This window comes from Urinicoccus massiliensis, from assembly GCF_900120405.1.
Lineage (GTDB): Bacteria > Bacillota > Clostridia > Tissierellales > Peptoniphilaceae > Urinicoccus > Urinicoccus massiliensis.
Genome location: NZ_LT635493.1, coordinates 490,148 through 506,725 on the forward strand (window position 1 = coordinate 490,148; position 16,578 = coordinate 506,725).

At 48.9% G+C, this 16,578-nt stretch carries 13 protein-coding genes, 1 pseudogene and 1 other annotated feature; of the genes and pseudogenes, 1 reads left to right on the forward strand and 13 read right to left on the reverse strand.

Annotation, left to right across the window (positions count from 1 at the left end):
* Position 1: 1 nt before the first annotated feature.
* From BQ7400_RS06980 to BQ7400_RS07045, 13 genes and pseudogenes are all read right to left on the reverse strand, one after another.
* On the reverse strand, positions 2-1,810 hold the full coding sequence (locus tag BQ7400_RS06980) for a homoserine O-acetyltransferase/O-succinyltransferase family protein (RefSeq protein ID WP_072469924.1): 1,809 nt from the start codon (positions 1,808-1,810) through the stop codon (positions 2-4).
* Between the two features lie 21 nt (positions 1,811-1,831).
* The gene (locus BQ7400_RS06985) at positions 1,832-3,100 is read right to left on the reverse strand and encodes an O-acetylhomoserine aminocarboxypropyltransferase/cysteine synthase family protein (RefSeq protein WP_072469925.1); all 1,269 of its coding nucleotides are present in this window, start codon (positions 3,098-3,100) and stop codon (positions 1,832-1,834) included.
* A gap of 44 nt (positions 3,101-3,144) precedes the next feature.
* Positions 3,145-3,381: a binding site (T-box leader), on the reverse strand.
* A gap of 96 nt (positions 3,382-3,477) precedes the next feature.
* On the reverse strand, positions 3,478-4,020 hold the full coding sequence (locus BQ7400_RS06990; RefSeq protein WP_034438670.1) for a YacP-like NYN domain-containing protein: 543 nt from the start codon (positions 4,018-4,020) through the stop codon (positions 3,478-3,480).
* Positions 4,007-4,741, reverse strand: a complete 735-nt coding sequence (rlmB, locus tag BQ7400_RS06995) for a 23S rRNA (guanosine(2251)-2'-O)-methyltransferase RlmB (protein WP_072469926.1) — start codon at positions 4,739-4,741, stop codon at positions 4,007-4,009. The genes BQ7400_RS06990 and rlmB overlap by 14 nt, the downstream gene beginning before the upstream one ends.
* A complete protein-coding gene (thyX, locus tag BQ7400_RS07000; RefSeq protein WP_034438664.1) occupies positions 4,738-5,490 on the reverse strand; it encodes an FAD-dependent thymidylate synthase in 753 nt (250 codons plus the stop codon). The genes rlmB and thyX overlap by 4 nt, the downstream gene beginning before the upstream one ends.
* Entirely contained in the window at positions 5,480-5,902 is a 423-nt protein-coding gene (locus BQ7400_RS07005) for a Mini-ribonuclease 3 (protein WP_072469927.1), read from the reverse strand. Before BQ7400_RS07005 ends, thyX begins: the two co-directional genes overlap by 11 nt.
* On the reverse strand, positions 5,887-7,272 hold the full coding sequence (gene cysS / locus BQ7400_RS07010; protein ID WP_072469928.1) for a cysteine--tRNA ligase: 1,386 nt from the start codon (positions 7,270-7,272) through the stop codon (positions 5,887-5,889). The genes BQ7400_RS07005 and cysS overlap by 16 nt, the downstream gene beginning before the upstream one ends.
* Before the next feature lie 134 nt (positions 7,273-7,406).
* Positions 7,407-7,685: pseudogene (locus tag BQ7400_RS07015) on the reverse strand (GNAT family N-acetyltransferase); the annotation flags it as partial.
* Positions 7,686-7,746: 61 nt separating this feature from the next.
* The gene (locus BQ7400_RS07020) at positions 7,747-9,378 is read right to left on the reverse strand and encodes a putative manganese-dependent inorganic diphosphatase (protein WP_072469929.1); all 1,632 of its coding nucleotides are present in this window, start codon (positions 9,376-9,378) and stop codon (positions 7,747-7,749) included.
* Between the two features lie 62 nt (positions 9,379-9,440).
* The gene (locus BQ7400_RS07025; RefSeq protein ID WP_072469930.1) at positions 9,441-11,042 is read right to left on the reverse strand and encodes a CTP synthase; all 1,602 of its coding nucleotides are present in this window, start codon (positions 11,040-11,042) and stop codon (positions 9,441-9,443) included.
* Positions 11,043-11,052: 10 nt separating this feature from the next.
* Positions 11,053-13,131, reverse strand: a complete 2,079-nt coding sequence (locus BQ7400_RS07030) for a glutamine synthetase III domain-containing protein (protein ID WP_072469931.1) — start codon at positions 13,129-13,131, stop codon at positions 11,053-11,055.
* A gap of 183 nt (positions 13,132-13,314) precedes the next feature.
* On the reverse strand, positions 13,315-14,466 hold the full coding sequence (locus BQ7400_RS07040; protein WP_072469933.1) for an alginate O-acetyltransferase AlgX-related protein: 1,152 nt from the start codon (positions 14,464-14,466) through the stop codon (positions 13,315-13,317).
* A gap of 8 nt (positions 14,467-14,474) precedes the next feature.
* Positions 14,475-15,893 (reverse strand): MBOAT family O-acyltransferase, encoded by a 1,419-nt coding sequence (locus BQ7400_RS07045; protein WP_072469934.1) that lies wholly within the window; start codon positions 15,891-15,893, stop codon positions 14,475-14,477.
* 101 nt (positions 15,894-15,994) lie between these two features.
* On the opposite strand from BQ7400_RS07045, the gene BQ7400_RS07050 reads away from it, so the two are divergent.
* Positions 15,995-16,564 (forward strand): hypothetical protein, encoded by a 570-nt coding sequence (locus tag BQ7400_RS07050; protein ID WP_072469935.1) that lies wholly within the window; start codon positions 15,995-15,997, stop codon positions 16,562-16,564.
* Positions 16,565-16,578 lie beyond the last annotated feature (14 nt).

A 16,578-nucleotide genomic window follows, 5' to 3' on the forward strand; every position in this document is an offset into this window, starting at 1 on the left:
TCTACTTATCCTCTTGGTCCTTGATTTCCGTACCCCCTTCTTCTGGGGCATTGGTATTTAAAATCTTCAGGGTGATGTTTTTTTCCTTTACCAGGTCAATGGCATCTCTTTGGTAGACCTGGGCCCCCTGGTCAATAAGGTCGGTCAGCTCCTGGTAGTTCATAGAGGGAATCCTCTTGGCATCCTTGGACAGGTTGGGGTCCTGGGTCATAATTCCGCTGACGTCGGTCCAGTTTTCATAGACCTTGCTTTGGAGGGCACTGGCAATAATAGACCCGGTGTAGTCGGACCCACCCCTCTTGAAGGTCCGGATGTCTCCCTGGGCATTGGCCCCGTAAAATCCGGGAACCACAACTCTTTGTCCCTTGTGGATGGTCTTGATAATGGCCTTGTAGCTTTCTCCATAGTCCAATTGGTCTTGGCTTTTTAAGCGAATGATGTCCTTGGCGTCGATAAAGTCGTAGTCTAAGGCCTGGGCCAGGATTTTTGCATTTAAATATTCTCCCCGACTCAGGACAAAGTCCTTGGACTGGGTCTTGTCCAGGTCTTGGAAGGTTTCGTCCAGGTCCTCTTTTAAGGCCTCTTCCAGGTCTAGGTCCCGGACGATTTCTTGGAAGCGGGTCCGGACAGCAGCCAGGGCTTCTTGGGCTTCTTGCCTCTTGGCTGCCTGGTCCTTGCGAAAACTTTCAATCATAACTTCCAGGTCCCGGGCTCTTTTTTTGCCCTCATAGTATTTTTCCAAGAGGTCGGTGACCTTTTGGTCGTCTTTGGACCTCTTGCCCGGGGCTGAAACCACAATAATTTCCCGGTCTTCCTTGGCCTGGATGATCTTTTTAACCTTGGAAAATTGACTGGCAGAGGCTAGGCTGGATCCGCCAAACTTGGCCACCTTGACCCCCTTGATTTTTTCCAATTGGTAGGGAGTTTCCTGGTAGACGCAATAGTTGAGCCAGTTGGAAAAGAAAAGGGACCCACTGGACCGCCAATTCATAATAATGTCCCCTTGGGGGTCGTCTTGGCGGTAGTAGTTCTTGGGAATTTGGGTGTCCAGGCCCTTGTCCAGGTCTCTTAAATATTCTTCATGGAGGGTTTCCTTGTCGTATTCCCAGTGGCCAAAGGAAAAGACAAAGCGGTGGTCCAGGGTGGTGGCCAGACCAACCCCGGTATCCTCCCGGGAGGATAGGACTTGGATTTGGGGAATCTCTCTTAGGTCCTCTTCCTTGACATAGGTGTACCTGGATTGGGGAGCGTAAAAGCTGTCGTCAAAGCCCTTTAGGATGGGGTCTTCCTTTTTCTTTTCATACTGGTAGATACCAAAGATTTTTTCCTCCACCTCCTGCTTGGGAACCCCAAAATAATGGTAGAGGGCCGCCTGGGCCGACCAGCAGATAAAGAGGGTGGAAAAGACGTGTTCCCGGGCAAAGTCAAAGATGTGTTTCAATTCCTTCCAGTAGATGATGTCCTGGTAGTCCATCCTCTCTACCGGGGCCCCGGTAATGATCATGGCGTCAAAGTTTTGGTCCTTGATTTGGTCATAGGTCTTGTAGAATTTTTTCAACCGGTCCTGGCTGGTATGGGTAGCCTTATAGGAATCCATCCGCACCAGGTCAATATTCATTTGCAGGGCCGAGTTAGACAGCATCCGTAAAAGTTGCAACTCGGTTTCCTCTTTTTTGGGCATGAGGTTGACAATGAGGATTTTAATGGGTCGGATGTCTTGGTGGTCGGCCTGGTCCTGGGTCATGGTAAAGATATTTTCTTGGTTTAAGACCTCCTGGTCAATGAGTTGGTCTGGTAAAATTAAGGGCATGGTCTGCCTCCTTTCTTAATTTTAAGCCCTAAGAGCCTGGTCTAGGTCCTCAATAATGTCTTGGGGATCTTCAATTCCTACAGACAGGCGGATGAGGTTTTTATCAATGCCTGCCGCTGCCAGGTCTTGGTCGCTGAGTTGCCTGTGGGTGGAGCTGGCTGGGTGGAGGGCATGGCTGCGAACATCGGCCACATGGACCACCAGGCTGATAAAGTTTAAGTTGTCGATGACCCGGGCTGCTTCTTCCCGTCCCCCCTTGACACCAAAGGACAGGACGCCACTGCCGGCCTTTAGATATTTTTTGGCATTTTCATAGGAGGGAGAATCTTCCAAAAAGGGATAGCAGACCCAGTCCACTTTTTCGTGGCCTTGTAAAAATTTAGCTACCTTCAGGGCATTTTCTGAATGTCTTTCCATTCTTAAAGCCAGGGTTTCAGCCCCCAGGTTGGTTAAAAAGGCATTAAAGGGACTTAAAGATGCTCCCAGGTCTCTTAGGTAGACTGCCCGGGCCCGGGTTAGGTAGGCCAAGGGGCCAAAGCTTTCTGTATAGGACAGGCCGTGGTAGGCAGGATCTTTTTCCGTTAAGAGGGGGGTCTTGCCTTGGGCCCAGTCGTAGTTTCCGCTGTCTACAATGATTCCTCCAATGCTGGTGGCATGGCCGTCAATGTACTTGCTGGTAGAGTGGATTACCAGGTCGGCGCCATAGTCAAAGGGCCGGCAAAGGACTGGTGTGGCAAAGGTGTTGTCTACAATCAAGGGAATGTGGTGGCGGTGGGCAATGTCGGCTAGGCCTTGGATGTCAATAACTTCTGCACTGGGGTTGGAGATGGTTTCGGCATAGATGGCCTTGGTATTTTCTTGGATGGCTTCTTCTACTCCAGCCAGGTCATCATAGCGGACAAAGCTGGTGGCAATCCCCATTCTCTTTAGGGTAGAGGCCAAGAGGGAGTGGATCCCTCCATAGATGTTGTTGGCCGATACAATATGGTCTCCGGCCTGGGCCAGGGTTAAAAAGGCAATGGTGGCTGCAGCTTGGCCGGAAGAAAGGGCCAGGGCACCAATGCCCCCTTCCAGGGCCGTAATTTTCTTTTCCAAAACTTCCACCGTGGGGTTGGACAAGCGAGAGTAAAAGTGCCCCGGAACCTTGAGGTCAAAAAGGTCTTGGACGTCCTGGGTCTTGTCATATTTAAAGGTAATGGATTGGCTAATGGCCGGAATCCGTTCTTGACCATTTTTAGGGTCATATCCTGCTTGCACGCATAGGCTTTCAATATTTTTTGTCTCTTTCATACTTTCCTCTTTTCTCTAATTTCTCAATAAAAAAAGCTTCCGTCCCAAAGGACGAAAGCATACACTTCGTGTTACCACCTTAATTCATCCAGCTCTTGCAAGCTGGACCTCTTTAGGTACCATCATACCCTAGCCCTGTAACGGGAGCACCCGTAGCCGCCTAAAAACTTCAGCAGCTCCAATAAAAAGACCATCTTCCCAAGTTCTTTCTTTGCTTCTTCCACCAAACGAAGCTCTCTGGAAAAGTCCAAACTCAGTACTCTTCTTTTTCTCTTGTTTAATATATATGGCATTATACAGGGGGATTTTCCCCTTGTCAAGATTTTTTTCCTAAAAGGGAAAATTTTTCCAAGTTCTTCTCCTTGAAAAGGAAAATCTTAATGGGGGTCCAGGCGACTCTTGAGGTCTTTTAAGGACTCCAGGGTTTCTTCTTCCCAGGCATTGACCTTAGATTCCGACTTAAGCTGCCTCTTCCTCCGAACCAGCCCCTCCTTGGCATGGGCCACTTCCACTTCCAATTCCCGGGCAGAAATCCGCTGGCCTCCCCTGGACAGGATCATCTGCTGCTCCATGGAGTCGCTGGTGGCCACCCGGACATTCCGGTGGCGACCAATGAGGGTCAGCTCCTGCTCAATGTAGTGGTCAGCTGTTTGCATGGCCTTGGTAAAGACCACCTGGATCCCCTTGTAGTGAAATTCCTCACCAGGATTTTTCTTGACCTTGTAGCCATCAAAAACCAAAATCACTGCCTGGTCGGTATAGTGGGCATAGTCCACCAGGATGTCCATGAGTTTTTTCCGGGCATTTTCAAAGTCTTCCTCCCTTTCCCTTTCAAAGATAGACCAGGAGTTTAAAATATTGTAGCCATCTACAAATAAGTAGGCCCTTTTCTTACGGTAGTAGGGCTTAATCCTCTTCATGACGCTGTCTTGCAATGTCAAAGGCCAAGATTCCCGCCGAAACCGACACATTTAAAGAATCCAGGTCCCCGTACATGGGAATGGACAAGATCCCATCCAGGTGGGACTTGGTAGGGTCACTAAGGCCCTTGCCCTCGCTGCCTAAAACCAGGCAGATGGGTCCCTTGGTGTTTTGCTTGTAGTAGGCCTGGCCCCCCATGTCGGCCCCGTAGACCCAGATGTTTTCCTTTTTTAATTTTTCAATGGTCTGGTTGACATTGGTTACTTGGGCAATTTTTATATGGGCACAGGCTCCGGCAGAGGTTTTGAAAACCGTAGCCGTAACCTTGGCTGACCGGTGCTTGGGAATCAAGACCCCATGGGCCCCGGCCAGGTAGGCCGTCCGGATAATGGCCCCCAGGTTTTGGGGGTCTTCCACCCCGTCTAAAAGGACTAGGAAGGGGTCTTCTCCCCTTTTCCGGGTATAGGCTAAAATTTCCTCATAGGAAGAATAGTTGTAGGGCTTAATTTGACAAACCACCCCCTGGTGATTTTTTCCCCCTGCCAAATCATCTAAAAAGCCCTTGTCCACCAGCTGGACCGGGAGCTTTTTCTCCTGGGCCAGGTCTTGAAATTTGGCTACATTCCCCTTGTTGTTTTTTAAGAGGTAGACCTTTTTGGCCATGGACTTTTCTATGGCTTCTTCCGCCGGTTTGCGACCGAAAATTAAATCTTCTATCATTCTTGACCACCTAAAAAATATTCTCTGACTTCTTTGATCTTCCCACAGGTCATGGCCCCTTCAGGACAGGGTCCTTGGAGGCAACCCGGTCCCGCCTTGGCAAAAATTTCTGGATAGACCTTTTTAACTTCCAAGAGCATTTGCTTGGCCATCTCTCGGATCTCCCACTGGGCCCGGTTACAAGTCCTGAGAGAGAAAAAGTGCAGGAGGGTCCGGACATTCATGGTTAGGATGACCTTGGTTTCGCAGGCATTGGGAAAGACATAGCGGGCATCTTCAATGGCCTTTTTCTCAATGGCTCTTTTTTCCTTGTCCGTTACCGGTCCCTTGGCCAATTCTTCCTGGACCAGGCTATCCACCAAGGCCTGGTAGTCTCTTTGGTCTCTCTCCATGGCCTGGATAAAAATTTCCCTGGCCTTGGGATTTTTTTCTATGGCCGGTGGCACCACATAGTCAAATTGATCCAGGCGGACATAGCGTTGGGACTGTTGGGAATAGCTGGCCAGCCTGTGCCGGACCAGTTGGTGGGAGCAGGCTCTGGAAATTCCCTCGACATAAAAGCTAAAGGAAACATGCTCCATGGGAGACATATGGCCCATGTCGGCCAACATCTTGACAAAGCGAGACACTTCCTCTGGGGATAATTTTTCCTTGATTTCCTTTAAGCCTGCTTGAGAATAGCAAAGCTTGGCCCCTTGGGCAATTAATTGGTCCCCATGGGGGGTGTAGTTTAATAGTTCAACCTTCATTTTCTTCCCACATCCTTTGGAATAATTCTCTTAACCGGTCTTCTTGCCCTGTCAAATAGAGGTAGCCCCAGAGACTTTCAAAGCCTGTGGCCAGACGGTAGTCATTCATGCTGGCATTTTTAGCCCGGGTCTTGGGGTGGGCATTGCGGCCCCGTCTTAGATAGTCTTTTTCCTGGTCCGTCAATAGGTCCTCAATCTTTTTAACCCCCTGGGCCTGGGCCTGGGCCTTGACCATGCCGGCACTTTTCCTGTGGAGCTGGGCCACCTTGGTCCGGTGGTCCAGGATATAGGACCGGACCATGATTTCATAGACGGCATCTCCCAGATAAGCCAGGGTTAAAATGGGTATTTCACCCAGGGAAAGCTTCCCGTCTTTGGCCATGTTTAGGCCGGGATTTAAATTCTCTTCCATTTTGTTCCATCTCGTGAATCTTCAATGGCAATGCCCATTTCCAAGAGTTGGTCTCTAAGGGCATCGGCCTGGGCAAAGTCCTTGTTCTTTCTGGCTTCTTCTCTTTCCTTAATGAGCTTTAAGACCTCTTCTTCAGCCTGGTCTTCTTCCTTGTACAAGAGTCCCAAAACCTTGGCCAAGGATAAATACGTTTCTTGGGCCCCTTTCAAACTTTCCAGGCCAATTTCTTCATTGATGCCTTGGTTGATCCGCTTGGACAGGTCAAAGAGCCTGGACAAGGCGTCGGCTGTATTCATGTCATCTTCCATGGCCTGGCAAAATTCTTCTTTTAATTGCTGGATATCTTGGTCAAAGTCAGGATCTGACCCCGACTTGGCCGTCTTCATGGCCCCTTCCAAACGGTCCTTGGTATTGTAAAGTCTTTCCAGGGCATTTTTATTTTGGTCCATGACCTCCTTGGAAAAGTTAATGGGATTGCGGTAGTGGCTGGAAATTAAAAAGATTCGCAGGACTTCCAGGTCATATTCCTTGGAAATGTCCCGGACGGTAAAGAAATTCCCCTTGGACTTACTCATTTTTTCATGGTCCACAGTAATCATGCCGTTGTGGAGCCAAAAACGGGCAAAGTCTTGGCCATTGTGGGCCTCCGATTGGGCAATTTCATTTTCATGGTGGGGAAATTCCAAGTCCTCTCCCCCGGTGTGGATGTCAATGGTCTTGCCCAAAAGGGTCTTGGCCATTACGGAACATTCAATGTGCCAGCCGGGACGGCCTTGGGACCAGGGACTTTCCCAGGCAGGTTCTCCCTCTTTTTTCTTCTTCCAAAGGGCAAAGTCGCCAGGGTTTTTCTTCTTTTCATTGACGTCAATCCGGGCCCCACTTTGGAGCTCGTCTAAGTTTTTGCCAGAGAGTTTTCCATAGTCCTTGGCCTTGGTGATGTCAAAGTAGACATCCCCATCCAACTCATAGGCTGCTCCCTTGTCTACCAGGTCCTTGATAAAGTGGATGATTTCATCCATGTACTCTGTGGCCCGGGGGTTGATGGTCTTGTATTCATAGAGGTTGAGTCCTTGGGCATCTTTTTTAAATTCTGCAATATAGCGTTCGGCAATTTCCTTGGCTTCCAGCCCCTCTTCATTGGCCTTCTTGATAATCTTGTCGTCAATATCTGTAAAGTTGACAACAAAGTCAACATCCCAGCCCTTGTAAATAAAATACCGTCTAAGGCTGTCAAAAACCACCATGGGTCGGGCATTTCCAACATGTATATAGTTGTAAACTGTAGGTCCACAATTGTACATCCTTACATGCTTGTCTTGGAGGGGTTCAAATTCTTCTTTTTTTCTCGTTAGGGTGTTATATAATTTCATCCAATCCTCCCAAAATCTATAGGTTTCTCTTAAAAAAATATACTTGTAATCTATTCTATTATACGAAAAAAGCCCCCTTGCTTCAAGAGAGCAAAAGGGGGCCTGCCATCCTAAGATGCCGGGCCCCTCCTTATTTATCCAAGATAAATGTCTTGATAGTCTTGGGTCTTGTCTAATTTTTCCTTGGCATAGGAACAGGTTGCCCGGAGCTTAAAGCCTTCTTTACGGGCCTTTTCCACCAAGGCTTCCAGCAATTTCCCGGCCATCCCTTGGCCCCTAAGTGAGGAGTCCACAATGGTATGGGTGATATTGACTTGGCCTTGGCCGCAATCTTCATATTGGATAATGGCCTGGTAGTGGTCTTGGTCCGGACCCAGGTAGAGACAGTTTTTTCCTTCTTTAAATTCCATATTTTCCTCCTTTTTCTTTCCTAGCTTACTTTTTTCTTTTACCCCTTTTCGGGAGCTTTAAACACTAGGACAGGGCTTCGATGATCTTGGGGAGGACTTGTTTTTTCCGGGACAGGAGTTTTGGAATAATCCTGCCGCCCGTTTTCCAATTTTGGCTAATGTAGCCTTGGACGGTTTTTTTGCCGGGGCCCTCTATAATCAGGAGGGACTCTTCCTTTAAAATATCCGTCAGCATAAAGGCAAAGACATCTTCCTTTGTATCTGCCAAGACTTCCAACATGGCCTTGGAAAAGTCTTTTTCCATGGACTTTCCGGCTTCCAGGTTCATGGTAAAGGCCTGGCCAATCCGACATTGCTTCCCATGGACTTGGAAGACCTTGACATCTCCCCGGACCAGGGAGCCAATATCGTTTTTGGAAAAACGGGTGCCGGCTTCAAAAAGTTCCATGGCATAGGTGTGGATATCCAGGCCAGCAATTTTGGCCAGGCGGTCCGCCAGGTATTCATCTTGCCGGGTGGAGGTTGGAGACCGAAACTCCAAGGTGTCGGACAGGATGGCACTTAAAAGGAGGCCGGCAATTTCCGGACTGGGCTCCAGGCCGTATTCAAAGTAGAGCTTGCTGATGATACTGGCTGTAGACCCTACAGGTTCATTGCGAAAGAAGATGGGTTCATTGGACATGGGAGCTGCCACCCGGTGGTGGTCAATGATTTCTATAATTTCCGCCTCTTCAATATCCTCCACACTTTGCTTGCTTTCGTTGTGGTCCACCAAGATCAGCTTGGGTTTTTTATAGGCCAAAAGGTGGGCCCGGGATAGGGACCCCACCACCCGGTCTTGGTCGTCCAAGACAGGGTAGGCGGCAAAGCGGGACTTAACCACTTCTTCCTGGACCTCATCCAGGTCTTGGTCCAGGTAAAAGACCTTGAGTTTGGACCTAGAAGACTGGTAGCCTATAGGCACTGCCTGGGGCAGGAGCCGGGCAGTCATAAAGGTGGATAATGGTGTTTGGATTACCATGACGTCAAGTTTTTTCGCCTTTTGCAAAATTTTCTTGGAGGCCTTGGCATTCCGGGTTAAGATCATGATGCTAACCCGTCTATCCAGGGCCGCATCTTGGTATTCTTCCCGGTCCCCCACAATAACCACGTCATTTTCCTTGATGGTGTTGGTTGAATTTTCCGGAGCATTGGCAAAAACCCGCATGGCTCCCCGGCGGCTCACCAGGTCTTCTTGCCCCACTAAAAGGGTCCCCCTAAGGACCTTCAAGATATTTTCAATGGGCGTTTGGGAGTCGTAGAGGATTTCATCGGCCCAGACATCCCCGTAGGACCGCCAAAGGTCCTGGAGGCTGACAATGCCAAAGAGTTTGTCCTCTTCTGTAATAAAAAGTGTGTGTCTTTGCTCGTCCTGGAGGAGGTTCACCGCTTCATAGAGGGACATAGTTTCCCCTACACACAGGGCCCGGTCAAAGTCCAAGTCCTCTACCTGGGCCTTCATGGATTCCACCAGCTTGGGCGGCTGGAAACCAAAGCGGTCCAGGACATAGGTCGTTTCCTTGTTTAAAGTCCCCAGGCGGATTGGAAGATAGGTCCCCTGGGATGTTTGCCTTTTAAAATCTGCATAGGCAATGGCACTGGCTATGGAATCTGTATCGGGATTCCTGTGGCCGGTAATGTAGATCGTTTCTTTCATTTCATTTACCCCCTAAACTGACAAAAACAGAGACGGTTGCCTAAACAACCGTCTTTCAAATCCTATTTTTTATTCTTTAATGATGCTTGAATAAATCCATCGAACAAGGGATGGATGTGGTTGGGTCTGGACTTAAATTCCGGATGGAATTGGCAGGCCAGGAAGAAGGGATGGTCCTTCAATTCCACAATTTCTACCAGGTCCAGGTCCTCGTGGATGCCTGAAAAGACCAGGCCGCCCTTTCTCAATTGGCCCCTAAAATCATTGTTTAATTCATAGCGGTGGCGGTGGCGCTCATCCACCCTTTCTTGGCCATAGAGGTTCCGGGCCAGGCTGCCTTCCAACAAGTGGCAGGAATAGTTCCCCAGGCGCAGGGTCCCTCCGACATTTTCCACATCAGCTTGGCTTTCCATCAGGTCAATAACCGGATAGTTGGTATCGGGATTTTGCTCGGAAGAAGAAGCCTCTTTTAGGTTGCAAAGGTGACGGGCAACGTCCAAAACGGCAATTTGCATACCCAGGCAGATGCCAAAATAGGGAATCTTATTTTCCCGAGCATACTGGCTAGTGGAAATCATGCCTTCAATGCCCCGGTTACCAAAACCGCCGGGAACGATAATGCCATCCAGTCCTTTTAGGTGCTTTTCCGGTCCATCTTTTTCAATTTCTTCAGAATTAATCCACCGAATATGGACCTTGGCTCCATTTTGGTAGCCTGCATCCATCAGGGCTTGGGCCACAGACAGGTAGGCGTCGTGGAGTTGGACATACTTGCCCACCAGGCCGATGGTTAGGTCCTGGTCTGCCTTTTTAAACCGGTCTACCATATCCTTCCACTCGTGGTGGCGACTTTCCTTGGCTTCCAGGTTCAAAAGTCCCAGGATGTAGTCATCCAACTTTTGCTTGTGGAAAATCAAGGGCACTTCATAAATCAAGTCCACGTGCTCAGATTGGACCACCGCTTCAGGTGGCACGTCACAGAAGAGGGAAATCTTCCTTCGCAAGGACTCGTCAACATTCCCATCAGACCGGGTGATAATGACATCGGCCTTGATTCCCTGACTCATCAATTGCTTGTAGGAGTGTTGGGTGGGCTTGGTCTTTAATTCATCAGACCCAGGAATTTGAGGTACCAGGACCGTATGGATAAAGGCCACATCCCCCTTGGGGTGCTCGGAATGGACTTGCCGGATGGCTTCAATAAAGGGAAGGGATTCAATGTCTCCCACAGTTCCCCCAATTTCTGTAATGACCACATCGGCGCCAGATTCCTTGGCTGCCTTGGTAATGGCCCCCTTGATTTCATCCGTTACATGGGGGATGACTTGGACGGTCTCGCCGTCATAGTCTCCCCGGCGTTCTTTTTTAATAACCTTAAGGTAGATCTTACCTGTGGTGATACTGGCTCTTTTGGTGAGTTCTTCATCTGTAAAGCGTTCGTAGTGGCCCAGGTCCAGGTCTGTTTCCGCCCCGTCCTTGGTGACAAAAACTTCTCCGTGTTGGTAGGGGCTCATGGTTCCCGGGTCTACATTGAGATAGGGGTCAAATTTTTGCATAAATACGCTGAAACCCCGGTCCTTCAGCAGGCGTCCAATACTGGCGGCGCTGATTCCCTTTCCAATTCCGGAAACGACACCGCCGGTTACAAAGATGTACTTTGTCATTTTTTCCTCCTTACATGACGGAATTAAATAGGTCTTCATAACTTGGAAGAGACCAATTTTCCCGACTGATTTCTTCTTCCAAACCATCGGAAATTTCGCGAATCTTCTTTAATTCTTCTACAACTTCTCCCTGTAAATAATCTGCCTTTTCATCAATGCTGGCAAGCTTCTTGCAAGTATCTAGCTTGGACTTTAGGGCTTCTTTTTCTTGGTAGAGCCGGTCCAAACCAGCTGTTAGCTTTTCCAGATGGCTGGTCAAGGCCTGACTTTCAACCAATTTTGCAGCTTGGCTGGCCAGGTTGATTTCCTTAATTACAGAGGGGATGACGTCTTTTTGCAGGATGGATAAGAGGGTCCTGGCTTCCAGGCCGTGGACCTTGACCACTTCTTCCATGCAAACTTCATAGAGGGCGTAGAGCTCTTCCTTGGTAAAAATCTTGTGCTTGACAAAAAGCTCGATGCTCTTGTCCCCCTTCAGGGCCTTGACGGCTTCATGGAAGGTTCCATAGCAAGGCAGTCCCCGTCTTTGGGCTTCTTGCTTCCATTGATCGGAATAGTTGTCCCCGCTGTAGAGAATTCTTTGGTGGTTTTTCAATTCTTCCCGAATTAATTGGTAGGTTTCTTTCTTTAAGTCCTCACCCTTCAAACCCTTGAGCCGGTCTACATAGCCTTCCAAAGTATCTGCCATGGCCGTATTTAAAACAATATTGACATCGGCAGCACTGAGGGAGGACCCCAGCATTCTAAATTCAAACTTGTTGCCGGTAAAGGCAAAGGGGCTGGTCCGGTTCCGGTCAGACAGGTCCCGGGGTACATAGGCCAGGTTGTTGATCTTAATATCTCTTACATCCACCTTGGGTTTAAAGTCTCCTTCTTCAATGGACCTTAAAACTTCTTCCAGGTCCTCTCCCAAGAAGATGGAGATAATAGCCGGAGGGGCTTCTTGAGCACCAAGCCGAGCATCATTACTGGGGCTGGAGCTGGCCACCCGAAGTAGGGTTGCATACTTGTCTGCTGAAGCAATCATGGCTGTTAAAAAGACCAGGAAGAGGAGGTTTTCTTGTGGATTGTCTCCCGGGTCAAAGCAGTTTAGGCCGTAGTTGGTGGCCAGGGAATAGTTGTTGTGCTTTCCGGACCCGTTGACTCCCTTAAAGGGCTTTTCGTGGAGGATGCACTTTAAGCCGTGCTTTTTGGCAATCTTCCGTAAAAGGCTCATGCAGAGATGGTTGTTGTCAATGGTGACATTGGAATTTTCAAACAAGACGGCAATTTCAAATTGGCAGGGTGCCGCTTCATTGTGTTCCGTCTTGGCATAGACACCCAACTTATAGAGTTCTGTATTGAGGTCGGCATAAAAATCCATAACCCTCTTGGGGATGGACCCGAAATAGTGGTCATCCAGGTCTTGCCCCTTGGCAGGTTCGGCTCCTAGGAGGGTGCAGTCACAATTGATGATGTCGGGTCTTTTCTTGGCCAATTTTTCATCTACCAGGAAAAATTCCTGTTCCAAACCAACCTTGGGGCGGACCCGGTAGGTTTTTTCGTCCCGGGCAAAGAGGTTGGCAATTTCGGCTCCATAGTGGCCCACCAGGTTCATGGACTCCAATAAGGGTCCCCGCTTGTCCAGCTTTTCCCCCCGGTAGGAGACAAAAATGGACGGAATGTAGAGGATGTTGTCAATAATAAAGGAATTGGCCGTACAGTCCCAGTAGGTATAGCCCCGGGCTTCAAAAGTGGACCGCATACCACCGCTGGGGAAGCTGGATGCATCCGGCTCTCCCTTAATGAGTTCCTTGCCTGAAAAACGAATCATGGGTTCCAGGTCGTCGGTCCTGTCCATAAAGGATTCGTGTTTTTTTGCCGTGGCTCCATTTAAGGGGAAGAACCAGTGGGCGTAGTGGGTAGCCCCATTTTCAGTGGCCCAGGTCTTCATGGCATGGGCAATGGCATCGGCCGTTTCCCGGTCCAGGTCTTGTTGGTTACGAATGGCATTTTTCCACTTTAAGTAGATGGGATAGGGTAGCCTTTCCTTCATCTTTTGCTTGTTAAATGTCATCTTTGCAAAGTCATGTAATGAATTTTCGATCATAGTCCCTCCTAGCAAAACAAAAAATTGGTTCTTTCCAGACAAAGAACCAATATAAAAAACTCTATTAAGGTGTTTTCTTTTATAATACAGAAAAAGTCCCTGCTTGTCAATAATCTTAGAAAATTTAACCAGGCCCCAAAGCCCATGAAAAGCCCCTTGGAGCCCCTGCCCTTAAAAATTTTTTTAATAAAATCGTCCATTGGGAGACTCCTTTAAATAAATCCCGCTATCCCGGATACAGAGGCAGTAGTCATAGTGGCCACTTTCCAGCTCCTTGAAAAAGTCCTCCTTCTTGCCATAGCGGAAGTCAAAGCTGGTCATCTGGCTCAAATAGGGGGCCAGGGTACTTTCCAGGCCATTGGTGTAGGAGTCGCCATAGACCAAAACCCTCAGCCCTCCCGGCCGGTCTGTCTTTAAAACCGAATAGGCCTGGTCTCCCCCCATGTAGATACCATAGTCCACTGTGGCCTTTTCAGGATTTAGCTCCAAGACCCGGCCAGGGCCTGCCGGAGTTTCCAGTTGGTAGGTCCAGGGCTTTTTATAACGATAGTAGGCAAAATTTTCTTTCGGTCCCAGCCCGGGCATCTTGCGACTCCTGGACCCTACAAAGGGCCGGGGGTCTTTTACTTCTTCAAAGTCCTCTAGGATGTCGCCTTGGCCATAGGGGCTGGACAGCTTCTTTAAAATTTCCCGAGCCTCTAAAAGTAAGCCCCGGTTGGAACAGTGGTGGTCACTTTTTAAATAATAGGCTGCCGGGTCTTGGGCCAAGAGGTCCCGTAAAAATAAGCTATCCACCCCGGCCTGGTCCAAGGCCTCCTTTAAGTCCTTCTCTCCCTGGGCCAGGTAGCCGGTATCTTCCATATAGGATGGAAATTTTTTGGAAAAAATATCTGTCTGGTTGGGAATCCCCACAAAGAGAAACTGGGTCCCATACTTTTGGCAGTCCCCCTGGAGTTTTTTGTAAAAATGGGCCATGTCTTGGGCAGACAGGTCCGGCCGCAGGGAGTCTGTGTCCATCCCGTCCAGGTAGGGCAGTTGGACAGGCCCCCGCCAATAGACATTGTTGACCACAGGCCTTCTTAGAATTTTCCCCTGGAAGACGGACTTGACCTGGATCAGGTCTTGCCGCCAGGGGTTGACATCTTGGATGTAGTCATTGACCTGGTTAAAATAGTCCCCGGACCCCAGACCCGCCAGGGTCATCCTAGGCTTGTCCATGGTGGGCCGGTTTTCAGAAAACAAGGGTCCATGGTAGGGGCTTATTTGAAGAAAAATTCCAAAAGCCAGGCAGAGGCCCAGGGATAAAAGAATAAACACTTTTTTGATAAGCTTCATGGGTCCTCCTAAAAGCGAAAATAGATAAAGGGGTTAAAGCCCCCGGTTAACATGTAAACCAGGGCCAAAAGAAAGATGACCAAGAGGCCAAGACCCACTAGAAGGCTAAAGGCTTGGTTCCTTTCCGCCCGGGCCAGGGCCCATTTTTCCAAGGGCATGGAAAAAAGAATGGCCAGGCAAAAAGTCAGGCCGTAGTTGACTAGGACATAGGCATCCGTTGAAGCAAGAAGGCCCTTCCAGGTCCAGGCCACCTGCCCGTCCAAATAGGAATGGCCCAAGAGGGACCGGACCAGGTTGGCCAAAACCGTCAGGTCCTCGCAACGGAAGATGACCCAGCCGAAAAAGATAAAAGCCAGGGTTAAGACGTGGCTTAGGACCTTGGGCCCCCAGGACTTTAAGAAAAATTTTTCCACCATCAAGAGGAGGAAATAGTAGAGCCCCCAAAGAATATAATTCCAATAGGACCCATGCCAGAGGCCCGTTAAAAACCAAACCACAAGAAGGTTGAAAATTTGCCTTAAAAGCCCCCTCCTATTCCCACCCAGGGGGATGTAGACATAGTCCCGAAACCAGCTGGATAGGGAGATGTGCCAGCGCCGCCAAAATTCAGTAATGGACCGGCTGATATAGGGGAAGTTGAAATTTTCTAAAAAGTGGAAGCCGAAAATCCGACCCAGGCCAATGGCCATGTCGGAATAGCCGGAAAAGTCATAGTAGATTTGAAAACTATAGCTAACCATGGCCAAAAGAAAACCCACCGGGTCCGTCTTCCCGGCCAGGTCGTCAAAATAATAGTTGGCCACCAGGGCCATTTGGTTGGCCAGAAGGATCTTCTTGGAAAAACCCAGCATAAACCGCATAAGGCCATAGTAGGCATCCTCCCAAGAATGGGTCCGGTTCTTGATCTCCAAGGCCACCGTCTCGTAGCGGACAATGGGCCCTGCAATGAGTTGGGGAAACAAGCTGATGTAAAGGGCCACATTGAGGGGATTTTTCTGAACTGGAGCCTCCCGGCGGTAGATGTCAATGGTATAAGACATGGCCTGGAAGGTAAAAAAGGAAATCCCAATGGGCATCAAAATGTCCCTGGCGGGAATCTTCCAGGCAAAGAGGCTGTTGAGATTGGCCAGGGTGAAATTATAGTATTTAAAGTAAAATAGGGGCAGGAGGTTTAAAAGGATACAAACCACCAGGTAAAATTTTCTGGTCCTGGGCCTAGCTTCCCGGTGGATGGCCAGGGCCAGACCATAGTTCATCAAGATGGAATAGACCATGACCCAGAGGTGGACCCCCGCTCCGGCAAAGTAAAAAAACAGGCTGGCCAAGACCAGGACCAGGTTTCTTACAGGCAGTTTTTTCAGGGAAAAATAGACCAGGCAAACCAGGGGTAAAAAATAAAATAAAAAAATTGAACTTGAAAAAACCATGATACCCTCCCCTTCTTCTTCATTTATCCTACCATAACTTTCTTGGATTTTCTATGGTATCTTTGGCCAAAATGGGGTAAAACTATAAGGAGGTGAAAAGAATGTTTTCTGTTTATTTCATACAAGATAATGTCCAAAAAGAAATCGGCCTCTTGGAAGACCAGGCCCAGCTGGAAGGTCTTATCCGGGCCATTGAAGAAGTCTGTCCCTTGGAAAATATAGAGGGAGACTACTTTATCCATAAAAAAGACCTGCCAGACTATGGAGAAATCCACTTCCACGGCCACAAGATTCCCTTGAGCCGGTTTGAATTTCCCCTGGAAGATGACATCTACATCCAAGGCCAGCCTTTAAGAGATTTAAGCCAGGAAGGCCAAGGCTATGGCGATGGCTACCTGGTTATTGAAAACTACGCCATCCCAGCAGGAGAAGTCCAAGCCTATATCCGGGACCGGGAAGCCGCCTACCAAAGAGTTAAGTCTGCCCTAGAAGACCGGGGTTTTCAAGTCTCCCGCTCCCTCCAAGGGTCCGAAGATGGAGAGGCCATTGTCCTGGAAAAAGAAGGCTGCCAGCAATGGTACTTTGCCGCCCTGGACCCGGCCTTTGTCGCCGACCTTCCCCAAGATGAACAAGCCTTCCAAGCCATGCTAGACGACTACTTGCAAGAGTAAAAATTCATTAGCTT

Coding starts and splice junctions, on each gene's coding strand:
- BQ7400_RS06980 (WP_072469924.1), bottom strand. CDS start 1,810: ATGCCCTTAATTTTACCAGACCAACTCATTGACCAGGAGGTCTTAAAC.
- BQ7400_RS06985 (WP_072469925.1), bottom strand. CDS start 3,100: ATGAAAGAGACAAAAAATATTGAAAGCCTATGCGTGCAAGCAGGATAT.
- BQ7400_RS06990 (WP_034438670.1), bottom strand. CDS start 4,020: ATGAAGAGGATTAAGCCCTACTACCGTAAGAAAAGGGCCTACTTATTT.
- rlmB (WP_072469926.1), bottom strand. CDS start 4,741: ATGATAGAAGATTTAATTTTCGGTCGCAAACCGGCGGAAGAAGCCATA.
- thyX (WP_034438664.1), bottom strand. CDS start 5,490: ATGAAGGTTGAACTATTAAACTACACCCCCCATGGGGACCAATTAATT.
- BQ7400_RS07005 (WP_072469927.1), bottom strand. CDS start 5,902: ATGGAAGAGAATTTAAATCCCGGCCTAAACATGGCCAAAGACGGGAAG.
- cysS (WP_072469928.1), bottom strand. CDS start 7,272: ATGAAATTATATAACACCCTAACGAGAAAAAAAGAAGAATTTGAACCC.
- BQ7400_RS07020 (WP_072469929.1), bottom strand. CDS start 9,378: ATGAAAGAAACGATCTACATTACCGGCCACAGGAATCCCGATACAGAT.
- BQ7400_RS07025 (WP_072469930.1), bottom strand. CDS start 11,042: ATGACAAAGTACATCTTTGTAACCGGCGGTGTCGTTTCCGGAATTGGA.
- BQ7400_RS07030 (WP_072469931.1), bottom strand. CDS start 13,131: ATGATCGAAAATTCATTACATGACTTTGCAAAGATGACATTTAACAAG.
- BQ7400_RS07040 (WP_072469933.1), bottom strand. CDS start 14,466: ATGAAGCTTATCAAAAAAGTGTTTATTCTTTTATCCCTGGGCCTCTGC.
- BQ7400_RS07045 (WP_072469934.1), bottom strand. CDS start 15,893: ATGGTTTTTTCAAGTTCAATTTTTTTATTTTATTTTTTACCCCTGGTT.
- BQ7400_RS07050 (WP_072469935.1), top strand. CDS start 15,995: ATGTTTTCTGTTTATTTCATACAAGATAATGTCCAAAAAGAAATCGGC.